This is a genomic window from Frankia sp. CcI49 (assembly GCF_001983215.1).
Classification (GTDB): domain Bacteria; phylum Actinomycetota; class Actinomycetes; order Frankiales; family Frankiaceae; genus Parafrankia; species Parafrankia irregularis.
Map to the genome: position 1 here is coordinate 265406 of NZ_MOWP01000028.1, position 21751 is coordinate 287156.

The 21751-nt window shown below is 70.0% G+C and carries 16 protein-coding genes, 1 tRNA gene and 2 pseudogenes; 8 read left to right on the forward strand and 11 right to left on the reverse strand.

The window, feature by feature from the left end; genetic code table 11:
- Positions 1-2 precede the first annotated feature (2 nt).
- Positions 3-821: an isocitrate lyase/phosphoenolpyruvate mutase family protein gene (locus CcI49_RS25945; RefSeq protein ID WP_076830105.1), complete on the reverse strand. Its 819-nt coding sequence runs from the start codon at positions 819-821 to the stop codon at positions 3-5.
- Between the two features lie 55 nt (positions 822-876).
- On the reverse strand, positions 877-1692 hold the full coding sequence (locus CcI49_RS25950) for a carotenoid biosynthesis protein (RefSeq protein ID WP_241840242.1): 816 nt from the start codon (positions 1690-1692) through the stop codon (positions 877-879).
- Between the two features lie 359 nt (positions 1693-2051).
- Here CcI49_RS25950 and CcI49_RS25955 point away from each other — a divergent pair, with 359 nt between their 5' ends.
- Positions 2052-3254: a pyridoxal phosphate-dependent aminotransferase gene (locus CcI49_RS25955; RefSeq protein WP_054568713.1), complete on the forward strand. Its 1203-nt coding sequence runs from the start codon at positions 2052-2054 to the stop codon at positions 3252-3254.
- Positions 3255-3270: 16 nt separating this feature from the next.
- Here the strand turns inward: CcI49_RS25955 and CcI49_RS25960 are convergent, their stop codons facing one another.
- Positions 3271-3921, reverse strand: coding sequence for an isochorismatase family cysteine hydrolase (locus CcI49_RS25960; protein WP_158230813.1), 651 nt, complete (start codon positions 3919-3921; stop codon positions 3271-3273).
- Positions 3922-4175: 254 nt separating this feature from the next.
- Here CcI49_RS25960 and CcI49_RS25965 point away from each other — a divergent pair, with 254 nt between their 5' ends.
- Both CcI49_RS25965 and CcI49_RS43585 read left to right on the forward strand, forming a co-directional pair.
- Complete coding sequence (locus tag CcI49_RS25965) at positions 4176-6272, forward strand: FAD/NAD(P)-binding protein (protein ID WP_083749708.1); 2097 nt, start codon at positions 4176-4178, stop codon at positions 6270-6272.
- 156 nt (positions 6273-6428) lie between these two features.
- Positions 6429-6941 carry a cupin domain-containing protein gene (locus CcI49_RS43585; RefSeq protein WP_076830113.1) on the forward strand — a complete coding sequence of 171 codons (513 nt, stop codon included), beginning with the start codon at positions 6429-6431 and terminating at the stop codon, positions 6939-6941.
- Between the two features lie 13 nt (positions 6942-6954).
- On the opposite strand, the pseudogene CcI49_RS25975 reads toward CcI49_RS43585, so the two are convergent.
- From CcI49_RS25975 to leuC, 3 genes and pseudogenes are all read right to left on the reverse strand, one after another.
- Positions 6955-7797, reverse strand: a pseudogene (locus tag CcI49_RS25975) (LysR family transcriptional regulator); the annotation flags it as partial.
- Between the two features lie 17 nt (positions 7798-7814).
- Positions 7815-8402: a 3-isopropylmalate dehydratase small subunit gene (gene leuD / locus CcI49_RS25980; RefSeq protein ID WP_054569126.1), complete on the reverse strand. Its 588-nt coding sequence runs from the start codon at positions 8400-8402 to the stop codon at positions 7815-7817.
- Between the two features lie 11 nt (positions 8403-8413).
- The gene (gene leuC, locus CcI49_RS25985) at positions 8414-9814 is read right to left on the reverse strand and encodes a 3-isopropylmalate dehydratase large subunit (RefSeq protein ID WP_076830116.1); all 1401 of its coding nucleotides are present in this window, start codon (positions 9812-9814) and stop codon (positions 8414-8416) included.
- 247 nt (positions 9815-10061) lie between these two features.
- On the opposite strand from leuC, the gene CcI49_RS25990 reads away from it, so the two are divergent.
- The 3 genes from CcI49_RS25990 to CcI49_RS26000 all read left to right on the forward strand — a co-directional run bounded on the left by CcI49_RS25990 (position 10062) and on the right by CcI49_RS26000 (position 12764).
- Entirely contained in the window at positions 10062-11066 is a 1005-nt protein-coding gene (locus CcI49_RS25990) for a TauD/TfdA family dioxygenase (protein ID WP_054568707.1), read from the forward strand.
- A gap of 94 nt (positions 11067-11160) precedes the next feature.
- Positions 11161-12339: a pyridoxal phosphate-dependent aminotransferase gene (locus CcI49_RS25995; RefSeq protein ID WP_076830119.1), complete on the forward strand. Its 1179-nt coding sequence runs from the start codon at positions 11161-11163 to the stop codon at positions 12337-12339.
- A gap of 218 nt (positions 12340-12557) precedes the next feature.
- Positions 12558-12764: a hypothetical protein gene (locus tag CcI49_RS26000; protein ID WP_054568705.1), complete on the forward strand. Its 207-nt coding sequence runs from the start codon at positions 12558-12560 to the stop codon at positions 12762-12764.
- Positions 12765-12774: 10 nt separating this feature from the next.
- Here the strand turns inward: CcI49_RS26000 and CcI49_RS26005 are convergent, their stop codons facing one another.
- Positions 12775-13596, reverse strand: a complete 822-nt coding sequence (locus tag CcI49_RS26005) for a winged helix-turn-helix domain-containing protein (RefSeq protein WP_198955628.1) — start codon at positions 13594-13596, stop codon at positions 12775-12777.
- Positions 13597-13661: 65 nt separating this feature from the next.
- Between CcI49_RS26005 and CcI49_RS26010 the strand changes: the two genes are divergently transcribed.
- Positions 13662-15104, forward strand: a complete 1443-nt coding sequence (locus tag CcI49_RS26010) for an MFS transporter (protein WP_083749709.1) — start codon at positions 13662-13664, stop codon at positions 15102-15104.
- A 36-nt stretch (positions 15105-15140) separates the two neighbouring features.
- The gene (gene gap, locus CcI49_RS26015; protein ID WP_054568702.1) at positions 15141-16166 is read left to right on the forward strand and encodes a type I glyceraldehyde-3-phosphate dehydrogenase; all 1026 of its coding nucleotides are present in this window, start codon (positions 15141-15143) and stop codon (positions 16164-16166) included.
- A gap of 59 nt (positions 16167-16225) precedes the next feature.
- Here gap and CcI49_RS26020 read toward each other — a convergent pair whose 3' ends face one another.
- The 4 genes and pseudogenes from CcI49_RS26020 to CcI49_RS26040 all read right to left on the reverse strand — a co-directional run bounded on the left by CcI49_RS26020 (position 16226) and on the right by CcI49_RS26040 (position 21718).
- Entirely contained in the window at positions 16226-16858 is a 633-nt protein-coding gene (locus CcI49_RS26020) for a response regulator transcription factor (RefSeq protein WP_158230814.1), read from the reverse strand.
- A gap of 1059 nt (positions 16859-17917) precedes the next feature.
- A tRNA-Glu gene (locus CcI49_RS26025) sits at positions 17918-17990 on the reverse strand.
- 166 nt (positions 17991-18156) lie between these two features.
- Positions 18157-18930 (reverse strand): annotated as a pseudogene (locus CcI49_RS26030) (hypothetical protein); the annotation flags it as partial.
- A gap of 424 nt (positions 18931-19354) precedes the next feature.
- On the reverse strand, positions 19355-21718 hold the full coding sequence (locus CcI49_RS26040; protein WP_076830123.1) for an ATP-binding protein: 2364 nt from the start codon (positions 21716-21718) through the stop codon (positions 19355-19357).
- Positions 21719-21751 lie beyond the last annotated feature (33 nt).

The following is a 21751-nucleotide window of genomic DNA, read 5'->3' on the forward strand; positions in this document are numbered from 1 at the left end:
GCTCAGTTCCGCAGCAGGCTGTTCAACCGGGCGTAGGTGGGGGCGCCGGTGAGAAAGCCCAACGTGCCGTGCTCGATGACCTCGGTGGCGGCCGTGAGCAGCCCGCCGAGAGCGGCCCGGGCGAACGCCGAGCCGAGGCTGACCCGCCGCACCCCGAGCGAGGCCAGCTCGGCGACCGGCCCGAGGGCCGGGCTCGCCAGGACGTTCACCGGCCTGCCGACCGACGAGCAGACGGCGCGGACGGCAGCCGCGTCCGGCAGGCCCGGGGCGTAGAGCACGTCGGCCCCGGCCTGCTCGAAGGCCTGCAGCCGGGCAATGGTGTCGGCGAGGTCGGGCCGTCCGTAGAGGAAGTTCTCCGACCTGGCGGTGAGCACGAAGTCGAACGGCAGCCCGCGTGCGGCCGCGGCCGCGGCGGCGACCCGGTCGACCGCCTCGGCGAGGTCCAGAACCGGCGCGTCGGGCACCCCGGTGGCGTCCTCGATGGAACAGCCGACGAGCCCGGCCGCCGCGGCGAGCCGAACGGTCTCGGCGACGTCCTGCGGGGTCTGGCCGTAGCCGCTCTCCAGGTCGGCCGAGACCGGCAGGTCGGTGGCCGCGGCGATCGCCGCGGCGTTGCCCAGCACTTCGTCCCGGCGCAGCAGGTTGCTGGCGTCCGGCCGGCCGAGTGCGAAGGCCAGCCCGGCGCTGGTGGTGGCCAGGGCCGGGAAGCCGAGGCCGCCCAGCAGCCGGGCCGAGCCCGGATCCGAGGCGTTGGCCACGACGAAGACACCGGTGTCGTGCAGCCGGGCGAACACCGCCGCCCGGCTGGCCTGCGCGGTCATGTGGCCTCGCCGCGGCGGTTCAGTGGACACACTCCGGAGGGCCTCTTTTCGGCTGTCAGCGGCGCGCTGTCCTGGCCAGGGCCAGGACGGCGACGAAGCCCAGGGTCATCAGGCCCGTCACGAAGGCGGTGCCGTAGATGTCGCCGATCACGAAGGTCCGGTCGCCCACGGTGATCTCGCCCGGCGGCGGTGAGAGGTAGAACCCGAGCAGCGGCAGGACAGGCAGTGCCCACACCACGCTCGGGAGGATTCGGGCTGCCTGGGTGCTCGCCGGCCGGTCGCGGGAAACTCTGGATTCGACGAGGGCGAAGAGCTGGAAGATGACCCAGCCGGTGAGAAGCCAGCCGAGGAAGTTCGAGATCGGCACCCCGTAGAACCCGCCGGGGTGGCGGTAGTCGTACCGGGCGTTGACCGTGGCGAACACCGCGTCGAAGGTGAAGTCCCAGCCGGCGAGAACCACGGCCGCGACGAGCGGCGTCGTGAAACGTTCGGCACCGGTCGGCCGGGCCGGGGTGGAACGGACGATTCCGGCGGCCAGCACCCAGGCGATCCAGCCGTAGCCGAAATAGGCGATCGGGACGACCAGCGGAATGTCCAGCAGGCGCGGCCCGCCGGTGTTGTGCTCGTAGAAGCCGAACGGGAACCCGCTGGCCACGCTGCTCGCTTCCAGCGCGAACGCGACGACGTAGCTGATTCCGAAGAAGGCGCCGATGCCCCGCCAGCCGGCCGAATACGAACCGTGCGCCAGGCTGAACAACAGCGCCACGCCGGGCAGCAGATCCATGGCGGAGTCGCCGAGTGACTCGCCGGCCCCCACGGCTCCCGCGATCGCGGCCAGCGAGGCGATCAACGTCAGGATCCAGAGGAGCACGCCGTGGATCCGTCCCGTGGGTCGTCCGCCGGTCCGGTCGCCGGCCGGGCCCGAGCCCACGTCGGACCCGTCGCCGGCACTGGTTCCGAGGGTTTCACCCGGACCGGTACCTGCGGTTGTTGGCCCTGGTAGAGCCGCGCTAGCCATCCGACGCCCACCCATCCACACCCGCGACCTATAGGTATAGAGATTTTAGGTGGATGTTGCTCCAGGTGCAGCGGTCCGCGGCGTCGCCGCCTGCGTGCGCCGCAGCCCGGGCAGACGATCGAACCCAGCGGCGGGCAGGAGATGACTCCCGCGGTGCGCCAGGCCCAGCGAGTGGGCTTGCACGAGGGCCTCGTCCTGAGAACGGTGAAGACATGAACGCCAGGCCACCGCTGAAACCCAGCCCGCCGCCGAACGCCAGGCCCCTGCTGAACCGCCGGCTGGACGGACTCGGGACGACGATCTTCGCGGAGATGTCGGCACTGGCGACGGCGACCGGGGCGATCAACCTGGGCCAGGGCTTCCCCGACACCGACGGGCCCGAGGAGATCCGCGAGGCCGCCGTCCGTGCGCTGCGGGAGGGAAAGGGCAACCAGTACCCGCCGGGCCCGGGCATCCCGGAGCTGCGCGCGGCGATCTCCGACCACCAGCGGCGCTTCTACGGCCTCGGCTTCGACCCCGACACCGAGGTCCTGGTCACCGCCGGCGCCACCGAGGCCATCGCCGCCGCCATGCTGGCGCTGCTGGAGCCGGACGACGAGGTCATCGCCTTCGAGCCCTTCTACGACTCCTACGCCGCCTGCATCGCGATGGCCGGCGCGAAGCGGGTACCGCTCACCCTGCGAGCACCGTCCTTCCGCCCGGATCTGGACGAGCTGCGCGCCAGGATCACCCCGCGGACCCGTCTCCTTCTCCTCAACACCCCGCACAATCCGACCGGGATGGTGCTCACCGCCGGCGAACAGAGCGCCATCGCCGCCCTCGCCGTCGACCATGACCTGCTCGTCGTCACCGACGAGGTGTACGAGCACCTCGTCTATGAGGGCACGCACCATCCCATCGCGGCCCTGCCCGGAATGCGGGACCGCACGGTCACCATCGGCTCGGCCGGGAAGACCTTCTCCTTCACCGGATGGAAGGTCGGCTGGGTCACGGCGGACGGCCCGCTCGTCTCCGCCGTCCGGACAGCGAAGCAGTACCTGACGTATGTCAGCGCGGGACCCTTCCAGTACGCGATCGCCGAAGCGCTACGGCTGCCCGACTCGTATTTCGACCGTTTCCGCGCCGATCTCGGCCGTAGGCGTGACCTGCTCGGTGACGGCCTGCGCGCGGCCGGGTTCGAGGTCTACCAGCCGCAGGGCACGTACTTCATCACCACCGACATCACGCCTTTCGGCGAGAAGGACGCCTACGCATTCTGCCGCGCGCTCCCCGAACGCTGCGGCGTCGTGGCCATCCCCAACTCGGTCTTCTACGACGACCCCGACGCGGGTCGCAGCCAGGTCCGTTTCACCTTCTGCAAGCGGGAGGACGTCCTGCATGACGCGACCGCCCGCCTGCGCCGGCTGGGAGACTGAGCCGGCCGGGCTGTGATCAAGGTGTTGGTGACGGGGCGGGGCTTCCTGCTCTGCTTCGGCGGCTCCTGGGCGCCGGCCCGGGCTGTCCGGCGAATGCCTGGTCGACAGTGGTGACGGTCGCGGTACGCGCGATCAGGGTGAGCGCGGCCTCGTGAAGCTCCTGGCTCAGGCTGGCGGTCGCGTCCGCGAGTACCTCGACATCGAAGTCGCGGTCGTGAGCCTCGCGGGCGGTCGACAGCACCACCAGGTCGGTCGACACGCCACTGAGCATGAGCTTGTCCACTCCCCAGGTACGAAGCCGCAACGCCAGCTCGGTACCGTAGAACGGGCTGATTCGGTGCTTGACGATGACCGGTTCGCCAGCGGCTCGCGGCAGCCGGTCATGGATCTCGGTCGCCCACGTCCCTAGCCGCAGTTTTTCCGCCGGCCGTGCCTCGGCGAACACCGGTGACCTTTCCGGCCATTCTGAGTAGTCGGCCGAGAAACCCACCACGACGTAGATCACGGGCAGCTCGGCCGCACGGAACCGCTCTATCGCCTCGACGGTCCGGTCGAGGACCCCGCGCTGCTCCACCTGCGCGGCGTACCCGTGGTGGGCGTACTGCCCGGCCGGATGAATGACATCGTTGATCATATCCATGACCAGGAGTGCGGCGGTACCCGTCATGAGGATCTCCTGTTTCGTGCCGTGGGCGTCGTCGGCGTTGCCGACTATCCGGCCGGCGAGGCCGGGCGAGACGGTCGGTGAACCCCGGTATTCACATTCATTCGACATCGGACGATAGCAGTCGGGCGACGAAAAATCGCGCCTTGCAACCATGAGGGATCTCGATGGAAAGATGAGTGAAATGCTGTTGTGTGGCCGGCCCCGGCCGAACTAGCCTCGTCGTGCCGGAACGACATGAAAGTCGAGGCGAAGATATGGGACGAGACGCGTGGCGCCACAGCGGACGGCAGGCCACCGACCTGGATTCCGATTCCACCACGGTCTTCGAGGGGTCCGCCGGTGCCGTATCCGGCGCCGTATCCGACGGCGGGGCCCGGCCAGCCGGGGCGCAGGGTGGGCGCCTGCCCGGCCTCGCTGGTCCGACGGCACCCGGCAGCACCGACCGGGCGCCGGACTATCGGATAGCGGTTGTCGGCAGTGGTCCCCGCGGGATGAGCGTGCTGGAGCGGTTGGCGAGCCGGCTGCTCGCCTCGCCGGTCGATCGAGGCGTCCATCTTTATCTGATCGACGGCGTCGAGGTCGGCTGCGGCCGAGTCTGGCGCACCGACCAGCCGCAGTGGTTTCTGATGAACACCGTGTGCCGGGAGGTGACGATGTTCTCCGGCCCGCCGGACGAAGGCCCGCCGCGGCCTGGGGCAGGGCCGTCGCTCGCGCAGTGGTGGCGCGACAACGCCGAGGACTACGTCGGGCCGGACGGCTACGCGCCACGGCGGCTACACGCCCGCTACCTGCGGTTCGTGCTGGACACCGTCGAGCGGGCGCTACCCGGGAACGTGGTGACGCACCGCGTCCCCGCCATGGTGGAGGACATCGAGCCGACCACGGACGGGTATCGGCTTGATCTTTCCGGCGGAAATGCGTTGCTGGTCGACCGGGTCGTCCTTACCACCGGTCATTCGCAACTCGAACAGACCGGCCGCCACCGGGTCTATGAAAGGTTCGCCGCGACGCGGCCGAACCTACGGTATTTTCCCGGCGAATCGCCGGCCGATCTCCCGCTGGATACCGTGCCGGCCGGTTCGGCGGTCGGGGTGATGGGGCTCGGCCTCACCTTCTACGACCTCATGCTGGCGTTCACCCTCGGTCGGGGTGGCCGCTTCCGCGAGGACGGTGACGGGCACCTGGTCTACCTGCCCAGCGGACGCGAGCCACGGTTGTACGGCGGTTCACGCAGCGGCATGCCGCTGCCGGCTCGAGGGCGTAACCAGAAATCATCCGAACTCGCCTTCACACCGACCGTTTTCACCACGGCCAACGTCACGAGAGGCCACGACTTCGGCACCCTGGACTTCACCCGTCACATGCTTCCCTGGATCATCGCCGAGATCGAGCTCGTCTACTACCAGACCGCTCTGCGTGAGCAGGGGGACGCCGAGGCGGCGGCGTTCCTGACCGCTGCGGCCGGCCGGATCGCGGCGACCGCCGTGCCGCCGGTGAGCGAGCTCGCGCGGCCGCTGCTGCGGGAGCCGATGCCGCCACTCGACTTCGAACGGCTGTGCCGGCCGTTCGTCGGCGCGACCTTCGACCACCCCGACGAATTCGATCGGGCGCTGACCGAGTACCTGCGCCGCGACCTGGAGCGCGCCGAGCGGGGCAACTACGCCGACCCGATCAAGGCCGCGCTGGACGTACTGCGCGACACCCGCTGGGTCGTCCGGGAGATCGTGGACTTCGGTGGCCTCACCCCGGACTCGCACCGCGACGGATTCCTGTCCTGGTTCGCGCCGCGCAGCGCGCTGCTCGCAGCCGGCCCACCGAGGTCGCGGTTGCGGCAGGCGCAGGCGCTACGAGACGCCGGCCTGCTGCGGGTGGTCGGTCCGGACCTCCAGGTCGGCACGGACGAGTGGCGCGGCTGCTTCACCCTGTCCTCACCGGCGGTGGCCGATTCGATCGTGGCCGTCGAGACCCTCATCGACGCGCGGACTCCGACCACCGACATCAACCGTGACCGGTCGATCCTCACCCGCAACCTGGTACGTCGGGGAGTCTGGACCGAGTTCACCAACGGAGCTGGTCCCGACGCCTTCCGGACCGGCGGCGTCGCCGTCACCCAGTCGCCCTACCACCCGATCGACCGCCGTGGCCGGCCGGATCGCGGCCTGTATGTGCTCGGCATCCCCGCCGAGCACACGCGTTGGTTCACTCTGGTCGGCAGCGGCCGCCCCGGCAGCTGGAACGAGTTCACCCGGGACGCCGACGCGATCGCCCGCGACGCCCTGGCGGGTATGACGGTGCAGGCCCCGACGCAGAGACGTTCGGCGCGGGACGTGCCCGCCGTCGCGCTCCGTTGACCGCCAGCTGGCCTGCCTGAGCGCCGCACCGCACCGCACCGCGCTGCACCGCACTGCCCGGCCCGGCCATCGGCGTTGGGCCGGGTCACGACCCATCGAGCACGACAGGAGCGATCACACCGTGACCACATCAGAGCTCGTGAACGACCAGATCTCATGACCACATCGGAGCTCAGCCGCGTTTCGGAGTCCGTGCCCGGCACCGTGGTCTTCCGGGACCTGCTGTCCGAGGCGAATCTGGCGGGACTCGACTGGCAGACCTGGCTCCAGCCGGACCGGAAAGGTGCTGAGGTCTTCGCGTTGTTCCCCGAGCCCCCGTCGACCGGCCTGCCCCCGTCGACCCCGTCGAACCCGTCGAACCCGCCGACCCCGTCAGCGGCGTCCCCGCCGTCCTCCGGCGTAGCCGCCTTCCTCACCCGCCTCGCCCCCGGCGCGCACGGCGACCTGCACGAGCACCTCGGGCACGAGCTGATGTTCGTCCTCGCCGGCGAGCTCATCGAGGACGACGGCAGCCGGTACGGCGTGGGCGACATCGTCGTCAAAGCGCCTGGCAGCGTGCATCGGGTGATGACGGACGCTGGCTGCACCGTCCTGGGGGTGCGGGCCGCTCCGACCCGCCCGGCTGGCGCGGGCGAGACGGCGACGACGGAGGGCGCTCCAGCTGCCTGACGACCCGATGGGCGACGTCGACGAAGGTGAGGGTCGACCGCGACTGACGCCCGCCGGTGGGAACGCCCAGCGCGACCTCCCGGTAGACCGCCGGGGTGAGCGACACCCCGCTCACCCCGGCGGGCAGCGACGACACGGCCCGTGCCGGCAGGATCGCGATGCCGAGACCGGCGGCGACCATCGCCAGCAGCCCGTTCAGATCGTTCATCCGGTAGCTGACCGTCGGTTCCAGCCCGACCAGCCGCAACGCCGCACGCACGGAGGGCTCGACCGCACCCACCGGGAGCAACAGCGGGTGCTCGGCCACCGCGCGGGTATCGACCGCGTCGAGTGCGGCCAGCTGGTGGGACGTCGGCACGAGCAGCTGGAACTCGTCGCGCCACAGTGGAACGGTGCTCAGGTCGGTTTTCGGCATCGTCACCACACCGACGTCCACCGTGCGCTGACGAAGCCAGCGGGCGATCTGTTGGTCGGTGCCCTCACTCAGCTCCACCCGCAGCCGGGGGGCCTCGACGCGGAGGACGTCGATCACCCGGGGCAGGAAGCCGCTGGTGAAGCTCTGGCTGGTGGCGAAGCGAATGGTTCCGTCCGTTCCGTCCCTGGCCAGCCGTGCCGCCCGGCGGATCTGCTCGGCCTGGGTGACGACGGCCCGGGCATGGTCGATCACAGCTCGTCCGGCATCGGTCAGGCGTGCCCCGCCTCGCCCCCGTTCGAGCAGTGCGCAGCCGAGATCGGCCTCCATGGCCGCGATCGCGTGGCTGACGGCCGACTGGCTGATGCCGAGACGGCGTGCGGCCATGGTGAAGCTGCCGCTGTCCGATGCCGCTACCAGAGCCGAGCACTGCGAGATCTTCATGGCCGGTGCCCGCCGACTCAGCGGGTTGTCGGCAGCAGGCGGCGGCGACCCGCTTCGTAGCTGGTGATCAGATCGGCGTGGAGCATCGTGTCGTCGATCGCGTCGGTTCCGGCGAGGATCCTGGCCCGCATCCGCGGGTCGATCTCGAAACGGCACCGATGCCCGGCCCATCCCACCTGCTGCCGCAGCAGGTCGACGGTCAGCGCGGTCGCCGGCTCGGCGGTCACGACGGTCCACAGCTGTTCGATCACGACGGCGGGCAGCACAATCGCGACCAGCCCGTTCAGCAGGGCGTTCTCGCGGAAGATATCGCCGAAACGCGGCGCGAGCACGACTCGGAACCCGTAGTTCTGCAGCGCCCAGACGGCGTATTCCCGCGAGGATCCGGTGCCGAAGTCCCGGCCGGCGACCAGAACGGTGGCGCCGTGGTGTTCCGGTCGGTTGAACACGAACTTCGGGTCCTGGCGCCAGTCGGCGAACAGCGAGTCCGCATGACCTGTGCGCGACGAACGATTGAGGAAACGCACCGGGATGATCTGGTCGGTGTCGACGTCACTCCGGCGCAGTGGCATCGCGGTGCCGGTGTGGACGGTGAGCGCCTGCACGTGAACCTCCGTCACAGGTCGGTGGGCGCGGCGAGGGTACCGGCGACCGCGGTCGCCGCCGCCACCGCGGGCGAGACCAGATGGGTACGCGAGCCGCGTCCCTGCCGGCCCTCGAAGTTGCGATTGCTGGTGGAGGCGGCGCGCTGGCCTGGCCGCAGACGGTCCTCGTTCAGCGCCGCGCACATCGAGCAGCCGGCGGCCGGCCGGAAGTCCGCGCCAGCCGCCGTGAACACCGCGTCGAGCCCTTCGGCGCAGGCCTGCCGACGGACCGCCGCCGAGCCCGGAACGATGATCATCTGGATGCTGTCGGCGACCTTGCGGCCCTGCAGTACGGCCGCGGCCGCACGGAGGTCCTCGATCCGGCTGTTGGTGCAGGAACCGACGAAAACCGTGTCGACCGCGAGGTCGCGCATCAGCTGACCTGGCCGCAGGTCCATGTACGCCAGCGCACGTTCGGCGGCCGTCCGTTCGGCCGGGTCGGCGAACGCGGTCGGCGCCGGGACCCGGCCGTCGAGCGAGACGCTCTGCGCCGGATTGGTGCCCCAGGACACGTAGGGAGTCAACGCCGAGGCATCGATGTCGACCTCGCGGTCGAACGTGGCGTCGTCATCGGAGACCAGCGTCCGCCAGTAGGCGAGCTCAGCGGCCCAGTCCGCGCCGGTCGGCATTCCCGGCCGGTGCCGAAGATAGTCAAAGGTGGTCTCGTCCGGCGCGACCACGCCGGCCCGGGAGCCGGCCTCGACCGACATGTTGCACAGCGTCATCCGGCCTTCCATCGACATCCGGCTGATCGCTTCGCCGCGGTACTCGATCAGGTGTCCCTGGCCGCCGGCCGTCCCGATCTGTGCGATCAGCGCCAGCACCAGGTCCTTGGCCGTGGTCCCGTCGGGTAGCCGGCCGGAAACCGTCACGGCCATGTCGCCCGGACGGCGGATCGACAGGGTCTGCGTCGCGAGGACGTGCTCGACCTGCTTGGTGCCGATTCCGAGCGCGAGCGCGCCGAACGCGCCCTGGGTGGTGGTGTGCGAGTCGCAGCACACGATCGTCATCCCGGGCCTGGTCAGGCCGAGTTCCGGGCCGATGACGTGCACGATTCCCTGAGTCGGCTCGCCAAGCCGGTGCAGGCGGACACCGAACTCCGCGCAATTGCTCCGCAGCAATGAAGACTGCTCCAGGGCGTCGGGACGCTGGATGGCCCGACTGGTCGACACCGTTGGTGTGTTGTGGTCTTCCGTGGCTACGGTGAGTTCCGGACGTCGCACCGTGCGACCGGCGGCCCGGAGGCTGTCGAACGCCTGCGGTGTGTTCACCTCATGGAGCATGTGAAGATCGACATAAAGAAGGTCTTCACCGGTGGAATCGCGGCGGACCAGGTGTTCTTCCCAGATCTTCTGGGTCAGCGTCTTCCCCACCAGGGTCTCCTGTCGGCAGGCCGGAGTCGGCTCGCTGATTGAACCCGGATCGAGATGTGTTCGCAACCTCCCGCCACCGGTGCCCGGGCGGCTTGAAAGGGCCGGTGAACCGGCCCTCCATATTTGGTTGATGTCATCCTCCCGGGTGGAAGGGTGACCGGATCAATTTCCTCCATCGGTCGATGACGAAGCTCTTTGGCGGCGGCGACACTCGCGTCGGGATTCGACTAACCCGGAGGTAATGCTCATGGAGCCGCTGGTTGTCTTCACCGACGACGAGGCCCGAATGCTGCACGATCGGCTCGACGGCGTCGACCGGAATCCCTACCGGGACTACCCGGCCTTCCGCCTGGCAGTCGCCGGCCTGGTCGAGCGCGGTGACGTGCCCGGATTCTTCGTCGAAGCCTGCCGGCGAGTCCACCGGGAGCGGACCGCGGGGGTCGCGGACATCCACGTGCTCCGCAACTGTCCGGTGGACGCGGAGATCCCGGAGCTCGGCAACGAGGACCCGTCCGCCCGGAAGCACGAATTGAAGAAGACGTTCATCGGCGAAGCGCTGTTGGAGCTCTTCGCGCAGCTGACCGGTACACCGCTGCTGGCGTACGCCCGCAACCAGGGCGACTTCTTCTCGGACGTCGTCGCGATCGACCGGTTCGCCGGAATGCTCACTGGGTACAGCGACAGCGAGCTGTTCTTCCACAATGACCGCACGGCCCACGAGGTCCGTGCTGACTATGTTTCGCTGCTCGGGATGAGGTGCCCGGCCGAGGACCTCGTGTACACCGGCTTCATCGACGGCCGCAACCTGCTGGAACACCTGGACGACCAGACGCGGCAGCGCCTTCGGGAGCCGAACTTCTTCACCCCGTTCGACGTCTACTCGCGCAGTAAGAACGCGGACCTCACCGGGTCGGAACGGCATCCGATCCTGGAGAACCACCACGCTTTCCGGTACCTCGACACGCGCACCACGGTCGCACCCGGAGCGCCGCTGTATGCCAAGGACGCCCTGCTCGAGATGAAGGACGCGGTGTCGCGCGCGACGCGGGTGCGTCACCGGATCATCGAACGGGACCTGCTCGTGTTCTCCAACCAGGACGGTCTGCACAGCCGGGAGAAGATCGACGTGGTCGACCCGGATCAGGTGCGCAGCCGCTGGCTGCTCAAGACCTACGCGTTTCGCGACGTCGCCGCGAGGGACCGGCACCGGGACAAGTGGCTGGACGGCGTGCCGGGGCGGGTGGCCGACTGAGCGCCGCGCCACGGCGGTCACCGCCGCCACCACCGGTCCTGCGCATCAGCCCTGCCCGTCCTCGTCCGCTCGCCCTCAGCACCGGAGGCCACCAGTGCCGACGCCATCCGATCGCCTGCGTTCGGTTCCCAGATCAGCGACCTACGCCGTCCTCGACCTGGTTCGGACCCTGCGCTCGCAGGGCCACGATGTCGTGGACCTGGGTGGTGGTGAGCCTGACTTCGACACCCCACGCCACATCAGCGACGAGGCGGTGGCCGCGATCCGCGGCGGGCTCACCCACTACACACCGAGCCGAGGACTGCCTGAGCTGCTTGAGGCCGTCAGCGAGAAACTGGCCAAGGACAACGACGTGCTCGTCGATCCGGCCACCGACATCGTCGTCACGCCGTCGGCGAAGCACGCGCTGTTCGTCTCGTTGCTGGCTGTGCTCGACCCAGGCGACGAGGTCGTCGTCCCGACTCCCAGCTGGGTCAGTTACGCGGCGATGGCCGGCATGCTCGGGGCGCGCCCGTCATTCGTCGAACTGGGCTCGCRCAGCGGCTTCCGACTGACCAGAGCGGCACTCGACCGTGCGCTGACTCCGCGGACGAAGGCTGTGCTGGTCAACACGCCCAACAACCCGACCGGTCGAGTGCTCGACCACGACGAGCTGTCGGCACTGATGTCCTTCGCCGTCGACAACGACCTGTTCGTGGTCTCGGACGAGATCTACGAGAAGATCAGGTACGTCGACCGCAGACACGTCAGCCCGGCGGCGCTGCCCGGCGGCGCCGTCCGCACCCTGACGGTGAACGGCTTCTCGAAGGCACACGCGATGACTGGTTGGCGGCTCGGCTACGTCGCCGGGCCGACCGAGGTCATCGGGGAACTCCTCAAGGCGCAGCAGCATACCGTCGGGTGCGCCGGTTCCTTCGTCCAGCGGGGTGGGGTCGCCGCCCTGACCGGCTCGCCGGGGCCGGTCGAGACCATGGTGGCGGAGTACACCGCCCGGCGAGACCTCCTGGTCTCGAGGCTCAGCCGGCTGCCCGGGGTCGACTGCGCCGCACCGGAAGGCGCGTTGTACGTCTTCCCCGACATCACCGGCGTCGGTCTCGGCGACTCGGCGGCCTTCACCACCTGGCTGCTGGAGCGGGCGCAGGTCGCGGTGACGCCGGGGTCGGCGTTCGGCCCCGGCGGCGAAGGACATGTACGGCTGTCGTTCGCGAACTCGCTGCCGGTGCTGGATGAGGCGCTCGACCGCATCGAGCGGGCGCTGCACGCGAGCCGATGACGGACTGCGCCGGGTCCGTCCGGTCCCCGCCGCCGTAGCCCACGGAGCCGCCAGACCCGTTCGGTGAGCACGAGCGGCCGGATGCGTACCCGGAGTACCCGTGGTCAGCGCATCGGCGCGGTTCACCGGTCCGGGCCTGCCGGCGATGCCCATGGCAGGCCTCGCCTCGACACAGCGGATTCGACGTAGCGAAGTCGTGAGAACTGATCGGAGCTCCGATGTCTGACCTGCAGCCGAACGACGACTCCCCGACGCGGCGCACAGCGCCCCGACCGACCGACCCTGACACCGGCCAGCCGGGCGGGCCAGCCAACGCCGGATCGGCCTCGACAGAGGCCGTACGGGGCGTGCTCAGAGAGCCGGGCCGAGCGTTGACGGTCGCCGCCGCCGACCAGGTCTACCTTGAGGCGAAGCTCTGGATCTGAGGGCCGGCTTTCACCGGGCCGCCGCCAGCAGCGGCGGCCCGGTGACCTGCTCCCGCCACGAGGAGACGTCCATGGCGAAGGTCCGCTCGAGGCCGTCGACGCCGGACGGCGTCACCTGGATCACCCGTGGACTGCGGCCGGGGCGTACCCAGCCCAGGTCGAACAGCCGATGGGTCATCGCGGCACCGAGTGCGCCGGCCAGATGGTGCTGGCGCCGTTCGCTCCAGTCGACGCAGTAGCGGGTGACCGGGCGGCGGGGAGGAAGACCGTCGAGGTCCACCCCGAACTGCCGCAGCTCGGACCGGCCCCGCGCGGTCACCTCGTAACGGACGTCTCGACCGTACGACGCCGGCCGGTCGCGGCCGGCCCTCGTCGAGGGGTGGACTCCGTTGTGCCCGGTGAGCAGCTGGGCGTCCAGCAAGGCACGCATCAGACCGACGCCGAGCATGCCGGCGACATGGTCATAACAGGTGCGAGACCGGCGCAGGCCGTCGACATGTCTGCTCTGGCGCAATGACGTGACCGGCAGTGGTGGCGAGATGACCGCGAGCGCCTCGAGGGCGGCGGCGACGTCGGTGCTGGCCAGCTCGTAGTACCTGTTGCGCCCTTCACGGCGCACCGTCACCAGGCCGGCGTCCACCAGCTTCGCCAGGTGCGCGCTGGCCGTCGCGGGACTCACCCTGGCCTCCGCCGCCAGGACGGTGGCCGGAATCGCCCGGCCGTCGCACAGCGCCTTGAGGATGCGGGCCCGGGACGGGTCGGCGATCAGCGCCGCCGCGCGGGCGATGTCCGGGTCGGCGCATGCTTGGTCAACCTGCTGATCGAGGTTCACGACCCGCACCCTACCGCGAACATGCTTCGTCGGGGGACGAAGCTTTTCTCGCTGACACTGAGGCCATGAACGCCGTAGACACCGCGCTGCCGCGAGTGCCGGCCTCCGCCCCGGCAGCCACGCCACTGGCGCTGGGTCCGCTCGTGGTCCTGAGCCTCGGCTACTTCCTGGTGATGCTTGACGTCACCGTCGTGACCGTGGCGGTGCCCGAGGTACGGCAGTCGCTCGGAGCCGGGCCAACCGGCCTGCAATGGGTCGTGGACGGATACAGCACCGTCTTCGCCGCCCTGCTGTTGCTCGGCGGCGGTCTCGGGGAGCGGCTCGGTCACCGCCGCGTCTTCATGGCTGGCCTCACACTGTTCGCCGCCGCCTCGGCGCTGTGCGCGCTTGYGGGGACCACCGGCGTGCTGATCGCCGGCCGGATGTCGCAGGGCGCCGGCGCGGCCCTGCTGGTACCGACCTCGCTCGCCCTGCTCGCCGGCGCCTACCCGCAGCGGTCCGCCAAGGCCCGCGCGCTGGGACTCTGGGCCGCCGTCGCGGGCGTGGCGTTCGCCGCCGGGCCGGTCGTGGGTGGGTTCCTCGTGGCCGGGCTCAGCTGGCGCGCCGTCTTCTGGATCAACGTTCCCGTCGTGGCGCTCGCGCTCCCGCTGACGACGCGGTATGTGCCGCGACCAGCCGCCAGCGACCGGACCCGCCGGATGGACCCGATCGGGCAGGTGTGCGCCGTCGTCGGGCTCACGGGCATCGCGGGCGCGCTCAACCAGGCGGCCTCGTCCGGTTGGACGTCTCCGACCGTGTTGCTCGGATTCCTGGTCGGTGCCGCCGGCCTCGCGGCCCTCGTCGCGGCCGAGTACCGACTGGACATGAGGTTCCGCGGCGGCCTGACCGCCCGGCCGCCCATGCTGCCGCTGTTGTTGTTCCGCAACCTCGGATTCAGTGCGACCGCGGTGATCGGAATCCTTCTCAACCTCGGCTACTACGGGATTCTGTATCTGAGCACTTTGTACTTTCAGGAACAACGGGGGTACGACGCGCTGACCACCGGCCTGCTGCTGTTGCCATCGGTGTGCATGGCGCTGGTGGCGGCACCGTTGTCGGGTCGGCTCACCGCCCGGTACGGCCCGTACTGGCCCATGGCGGCCGCCCTGGCTCTCGGCTCGGCGGGGTTCCTGGGCTGGCTGGCGGCCGGACCGGACAGCCCCTACCCAGCGCTGCTGTTCGCCTTGGTCGCGACCGGCCTGGCGACTCCGATGACGGTGCCAGCCGCAACCGCCGCGGTCATCGAGAGCGTGCCCGCCGATCGGGCCGGTACCGCCTCCGCCGTGTTCAACGTGGCACGGCAGATCGGAAACGCTGTGGGCGTGGCGCTGTTCGGGACGTTGATGGCGACGTCGTCCTCACCGACGGCCGGCCTGCACCTGTCGGCAGTGATCGCTTCCATCGCCTTCCTCCTCGGTTCCGTGCTGGCCCTGACCGCCCGGCGTCAGCACGTCGCCGTGGCTCCCTGACCGTCGTGCCGAGAGCAACGAGAACAGGAGTATGAGATGAGTGTTCGGGTAGCGGTGAACGGGTTCGGTCGGATCGGTCGAACCGTCACCCGGATCGCGCTGGACCGCCCTGGYGTGGACATAGTGGCCGTCAACGACCTCGAGCGGCCAGAGCTGCTCGCTCACCTGTTCACCTACGATTCGACCCATGGCCGGCTCGCCGAGAAGGTCGTCGTGGACGACGGCGATCTGGTGGTCGCCGGGCGTCGAATCTCGGTGGTCCAGGAACGCGACCCGGCGGCGCTGCCCTGGCGCGAGCTCGGGGTGGACCTGGTCGTCGAGTCGACCGGAGTGTTCACGGACGCGACGGCCGCCGCGGCGCACCTCAAAGCCGGCGCGTCGCGCGTAGTGATCGCGGCACCCGCGACCAACGAGGACGCCACGGTCGTGTTGGGGGTGAACGAACACGTACTGCACGAACGCCACCAGGTCGTTTCCAACGCATCGTGTACCACGAACTGCGCGGCGCTGTTGGCGAAGACGTTGCACGATGCCTTCGGCGTCCGGCGCGGCCTGATGAACACCGCCCACGCCTACACCTCCGACCAGCGCCTGCAGGACCTGCCGCACCGTGACTACCGCCGGGCCCGGGCCGCCGCCGTGAACATCATCCCCACCACCACCGGCGCCGCCAAGGCGATCGGCAAGGTGCTGCCCGCCCTCGCCGGCAGGATCGACGGCCTGTCCATGCGGGTACCGGTTGTCGACGGTTCCGTCGTCGACCTGACCGTCGAGGTGGCGACCCAGGTGACGGTCAGCGACGTGAACCTGGCGTTCCAGAAGGCGGCGAGCGGTGACCTGGCGGACCTGCTGGTCTACACCGAAGATCCACTCGTGTCGGCCGACATCGTCGGAACAGCGGCTTCCTGTACTTTCGACGCCGCCCTGACGATGGTCAGCGACGTCGACGACGCGGGGTCGCTCGTCAAGGTCGTCGGTTGGTACGACAACGAGACGGGCTTCTCGCATCGGACCCTCGACCTGGTGGAGCTCCTGGGCCGCCACGTCACCGCCGCCCGTTGACCTGTCCCGGTGCCGTGATTGACGTGGGCGGCGACCTGCCGCCCACGGAGATCACACGATCAGCGCGATCTGATCTTGAGTACCGCCTCGAGTCGGTTGCGCGCTCCGAGCTTCGGCAACGCGTGGGAGACATGGCTCTTCACCGTGGCGGGAGACACCTGCAGCACGCTCGCGGTCTCGGTGGTCGACATCCCCTGGGCGAGCAGGCTCAGGACCTCGAGTTCTCGCTCGGTGAGCGCTGATCGGCGGCTGCCGCTGCCACTGCCGCCGGCTCGGGCGGGCGTAGCCGAGAGCCCGGCCGGTCGCACCATTGTTTCGAGGCTCGGCGACAGCAACGTGTACCCGGCGCCGACCGCACGTACCGCGACGGGAAGACCTTTCATCTCGGCGTCCTTGACCAGAAAACCAGTCGCGCCTGCGGCAGCTGCTGCTGCCAGCCTCGCGTCGTCCCATTCGGTGGACACGGTCAGTACGGAGATATCCCTCGCCGTGATCTCGGAAATCAATTCGGCGGAGTCGTCTCGTGGTTCTGTGGACAACACGACGACGTCGGCGTCGCTTAGATTCTCCCACCTCTTGACCGGTATCGAGCTGTCGACGCAGCCCAGCAGGTGGAGAGTATTGTCCTGATCTCTCGCGTTGCGCACCACCCTGCTGAGTACATGCCGCGATATCGGATCGTGGTCCGCCACCAGGACATCAATTCGCAGGATGTCGGCGAGGCTCTCGGATGAGTCGATGGCAGCTGGCTCGGGCGAAGCACGCGACGATCGGTCGGCTGTGGCCTCGTCCGCTCTGGAGCGCTGGTCGGCGTCGACACGGCCGTTCACGGTCGGGGTGGCGGCGTAATGCGTGATCACCAATGCCGTCTCCTAGGCATACCTGCCTGGTAGCTTGTCCACGCGACAGGATTCTCGGCGGCGGATGACGACGGGCCGGAAGATCCCACCAGGCATCGGGAGGGAAGCTGGGTGTGAAACCTCGAGCGGTGCCGACTTCTACGGCGCGGGGCCGCCGCAGCGTGAGCCGGATTCCGTTAGGCGTTCAGGATGCGATGGCCTGTGAAGACTCGGTGTTCGCGGCCGGCTACGGCGGACGGCCCGGCGAGGTGGGAAATCCGAGGGCGACCATACTTCTACTATAGCGAGCCCATCGCGGAACGATCGAAGCGATTCCTGATATTCGGAGACGCACCCGCGCCCGCTTCTGGGGTGACACGTCTGGCGAACTGTACCGGCGACGTCGTCACCTGCGAGAATCTATGAAACCCACATGTCCGGGATGTCGCCGGCCGCGCGGTCTCGAAAAATTCCGGTAGCCCTGTGAGGATGGCCACAGATTCGGGGTGTGTGAAGATCGTTTTCGGTCAGGGTTTCGGTGGGTTTGGCCTGGCGCCAGTCCCGAATCCTGATCGGATGGTCCGTGCGTGGTCCTTTTCTGGTCTCCACGGTGTGGTGGGTTGCATCCTCCGGATCGGTTGGCCGTGTTCCGGACATGGCGTGATCGCACCGGGTTCCGGTGAAACCCGCATCGTCAGGAAGCTCCTGGCTGGCCTGGCTGGACGGACGGTCGACAGCCGAGGGGAGGGGCCCACACCACGTAGGGCATCCGGCGGATCTCGGCGCCAGCTCTGGCGCGGCCTGTCAGAGTCCGCCGGTGTCATCCGGGCACGGCCGGGGCCGGAGAGCCCAAGGAGGCCCAGCGAGGCCAGACCCCCTGGTAATCCGAGGGTTTGGCTGGTGATCGAACAGTACCCCCAACGGGATTCGAACCCGTGCTACCGCCTTGAAAGGGCGGCGTCCTGGGCCGCTAGACGATGGGGGCAGCGGGCCGAAGCCAGGCGAGGATCCGCCGCAGCGTCGGCATCAGAACAGGGCAAGCATAGGGGATCCTCCGTCCCTCCGACAAACGCCCACCACGCCGCCCCGGCGCCGGGGGCCGCCGGGGCCGTGAGCCGGTTCGACAGTGCCTGGTCGGGGCTTCCGGCCGGTCAGCGGAACCGGGGCGCGCGCCCGACATCCCGCGGCCAGGTGAGGGCGGGCCGCGGGTCCGTCCGGCGGTAGCGGGAGCGGAAGAAGGCGCGTACCGGCCGCCCGCCGATCGCGATCGTGTGCTCGATCCCGGCCGACGGAACCGGCGGAACCGACCGAACCGACGTAAGGGGCGTGCGCGGCGACAGGTGGGCGCGCGGCGCGGTGTCGGGCACGGGGCTCAGGACGTCGAAGGAGAGCGTCACGTCGTCGGACTGCCACCGTGGTGTGTTGGGGTCGTACACCCGCAGGGTGACGCGCCGCCCGCGCTGCTCGTAGGCGTAGGCGAGGACCTGGTGGTTGAGCCCGAGCCGCATCGGGTCGGCCGAGCGGGTGGTGATGATGCCGAGCGGGCTCAGCAGCCCGCGGTCCAGGTCGTGCCGGATGTGCGGCCATTCCCTGGCCACGCTGGCCGAGGTGGCACCGGGCAGCCGCAGCCAGCCGCGGACGAGGTCGGTGTCGGCGTCGGCTGAGCTCATGAGGCGGTAGTAGCGCAGCACCCCGCGCGGGCCGTCGAAGCTGTCGAAGAGCCGGCGCACGATGTAGCGGTACAGCGGACTGTCCGGGTCGGGTGGCGTCGCCGCCGCCGGGGGCGCGACGCCGAACTCGAACATGTCCCGGACGGCGTAGATCATCCCACCGCACAGGCCCCGGCTGGCGTCGCCGATCGGGATCGAGCCCAGGCCCGGTACGGGGACCCGCAGCACCGGCTGGCGGGGAAACGCGTTCGTGAAGGTAGCGCAGCACCCCGCGCGGGCCGTCGAAGCTGTCGAAGAGCCGGCGCACGATGTAGCGGTACAGCGGACTGTCCGGGTCGGGTGGCGTCGCCGCCGCCGGGGGCGCGACGCCGAACTCGAACATGTCCCGGACGGCGTAGATCATCCCACCGCACAGGCCCCGGCTGGCGTCGCCGATCGGGATCGAGCCCAGGCCCGGTACGGGGACCCGCAGCACCGGCTGGCGGGGAAACGCGTTCGTGAAGGCGAAGGCATGGCTGCTCGGCTGGAAGTTCGACACGGCTGCGCGCGTCAGTGCGCTCCCGTTGGTCACCCTTCCATTTTCACGTCTCCGGTGCGGTCTGCGGGCGGAAACGACCGCCCTGTGGACGAGTGCGGGAATGCTCCGTCGGCCCGGCTTCGGCACGGGAGGGCTTTTCGGTCATGGGCCGCGCCGGAGGCGTCTTTCCCGATGGCGGCCGGCCGAGGTCCCGGACAGGCGGGCGGACGGGGTCCGTGCGGCGGGGAGGCCGGTGGCGCCGGCGCGGCCGTGACCACCCGGACTACCTGGGGCACCCGGGCCGCCTAAGCTACCCGGACCGCCCGGGATGCCTGGGATGCCGGGAAACTCCGGGCCATCCGGGAGACCTGGCCACCGGGCGCCGAGCGCGTCCCGGATCGCCTCCGTCAGCGCCGTCGGCGTGAACGGTTTGGGGAGGTAGGCGTAGTCGAGGGTGGTACCGCCCTCGGCGAGCATCCCGCGGCTGTAGGCGGAGGTGAAAACCACCGGCAGGCCCGGGAACATCCTGATCAGCTCCTCGGCGAGCTGTCGGCCGTTGCGGCCGGGGAGGATGACGTCGGTGAGCAGGAGGTCGATGGACGTCAGCCCGCGAGCGAGATCGATCGCGGTGCGGCCGTCGGCGGCGGAGACCACGAGGTAGCCGGCGGCGCGCAGCACCCGTTCGGCGAGGTTGCGCACGGCGTCGTCGTCCTCGGCGAGCAGGATGGTCGCGGATCCCCGCGCCGGCCAGCCGCCTTCGCGCCGGGGCCAGCAATCCTGCCCGGCGAATCCCGCTACGGGCACCGCCGGAGGGGACGAACCGCCCGCCCCGTGGTGGTCGTCCGCGTAACGGCGGTTTCCGGCCGCGGTGGGGCGGTCGTCGGCGAGGGGCGCGGGTGCGTCGGCGCACCCGGCGGTCCCTGGGCTCCCGGCGGCCCCTGCGCTCCCGGCGCTCCCTGCGAGCCTGGCGCTCTCGGTAGCCCCGGCGGCCACGGTGGGCCGGCCGGGGCCGGAGCCGGTGGGGCCGGAGTCCGCGAGCGCGGGCAGGTCGACCCGGAAGGTCGCGCCCAGACCGGGGACGGAGTCGACCTCGACGTTGCCCTCCGCCTGGCGCACGATGCCGTAGACGGTGGCGAGCCCCAGCCCGGTGCCCCGCCCCAGCGCCTTCGTCGTGTAGAAGGGCTCGAAGATCCGGGCGCGGACGTCATCCGTCATGCCGTGCCCGGTGTCGGCGACGGTGAGGCGGACGAACGGGCGGGCCAGTGCTCCGCGCAGGACGGAGAAGCCCAGCTCCGGCGCCGTGTCGTCGGCGATGTCGACCCGGATGAACAGCCGGCCGCCCTCCGGCATCGCGTCGCGGCTGTTGACGACCAGGTTGACCAGCACCTGTTCGAGCTTTCCGCGATCTATGCGGACCACCGCCGCCCGATGGGCGGGCATCACCATGAGCTCGATGTCCTCGCGGATGAGCCGGCGCAGCATGCCCTCCAGCCCGCGGACCAGGTCGTTGAGATCGACCGGCCCCGGCCGGACGTCACTCGTCCGGGAGAAGGCGAGCAGCTGGCTGGTCAGCCCGGCCGCGCGCCCCGACGCCTCGCGGACGGCGGCGAGATCCCGCAGGACGCCCTCGTCGAGATCGGTGCGGGCCAGGATGAGCGTCGCGTACCCGTCGATGACGGTGAGCAGGTTGTTGAAGTCGTGCGCGATGCCGCCGGCGAGCTGGCCGAGGGCGTCCAGCCGCTGCGCCTGGCGCAGCTGGGCCTCGATGTTCTTCTGCTCGGTGATGTCGGTGACGATCGCGAGCGTTCCGTCGAGGGCACCGGTCGGGCCGATCCGCGCGGTGAGCGCCACCTGGGCGCAGACCTTGCGCGCGTCGGGGTGGCGCAGCCCGACCTCGAGCCGGCGGGGGGTGCCGGAGCGCACGACCTCCAACGCGCACTGGATCTCGTCCCGGTCGAGATCGGAAACCAGGGTGACGAAGGGGGTTCCCGGTCGGATCTGGCCGACCAGCGCGGCGAACTGTGGGTTGCAGTAGGTGATGGCACCGTGTGAGTCGAGGAGGACGACGCCGTCGGTCGTGGTTTCGACGATCTCGCGGTAGCGCTCCTCGCTCTCGCGCAGTGTCCGCTGTGTGGCCTCACGAATCCGTAGATCCTCGAACAGTGCGGTGCCGCGGACCAGCGCGGGAAAGCGTCCGCGCAACGTCCAGTACCAGATGCCCACCGTGGCGGTGAGGACGTCCCACCCGGTGGTGAGGAACTGGACGTCGATCAGGCTCGGGTCGAAGGCGGCGCCCGAGCCGTCCGAGGCGCTGTGCGTGGGATGACCGTCCGCGTGCGGATTGTGGAAGATGTGCGACCCGTGCCCGATCGCGCAGGTGAAGAAGATGGCGGCCGTCGCCAGGCCCAACGGGTTGTTGCGCCACTGGCCGGAGCGCCACAGGCCGCGGGCGATCGACAGGCAGATCGCCAGGTACGCGGCAGTCGTGGCGGCGTTGGCCAGGATCGACGTCGCCGAGCCGCTCATGGGCCGCTGTCTTCGCCCAGGGGTGCCCGCGCG

Coding starts and splice junctions, on each gene's coding strand:
- CcI49_RS25945 (WP_076830105.1), bottom strand. CDS start 821: ATGACCGCGCAGGCCAGCCGGGCGGCGGTGTTCGCCCGGCTGCACGAC.
- CcI49_RS25955 (WP_054568713.1), top strand. CDS start 2,052: ATGAACGCCAGGCCACCGCTGAAACCCAGCCCGCCGCCGAACGCCAGG.
- CcI49_RS25960 (WP_158230813.1), bottom strand. CDS start 3,921: ATGACGGGTACCGCCGCACTCCTGGTCATGGATATGATCAACGATGTC.
- CcI49_RS25965 (WP_083749708.1), top strand. CDS start 4,176: ATGGGACGAGACGCGTGGCGCCACAGCGGACGGCAGGCCACCGACCTG.
- CcI49_RS43585 (WP_076830113.1), top strand. CDS start 6,429: ATGACCACATCGGAGCTCAGCCGCGTTTCGGAGTCCGTGCCCGGCACC.
- CcI49_RS25990 (WP_054568707.1), top strand. CDS start 10,062: ATGGAGCCGCTGGTTGTCTTCACCGACGACGAGGCCCGAATGCTGCAC.
- CcI49_RS26000 (WP_054568705.1), top strand. CDS start 12,558: ATGTCTGACCTGCAGCCGAACGACGACTCCCCGACGCGGCGCACAGCG.
- CcI49_RS26040 (WP_076830123.1), bottom strand. CDS start 21,718: ATGAGCGGCTCGGCGACGTCGATCCTGGCCAACGCCGCCACGACTGCC.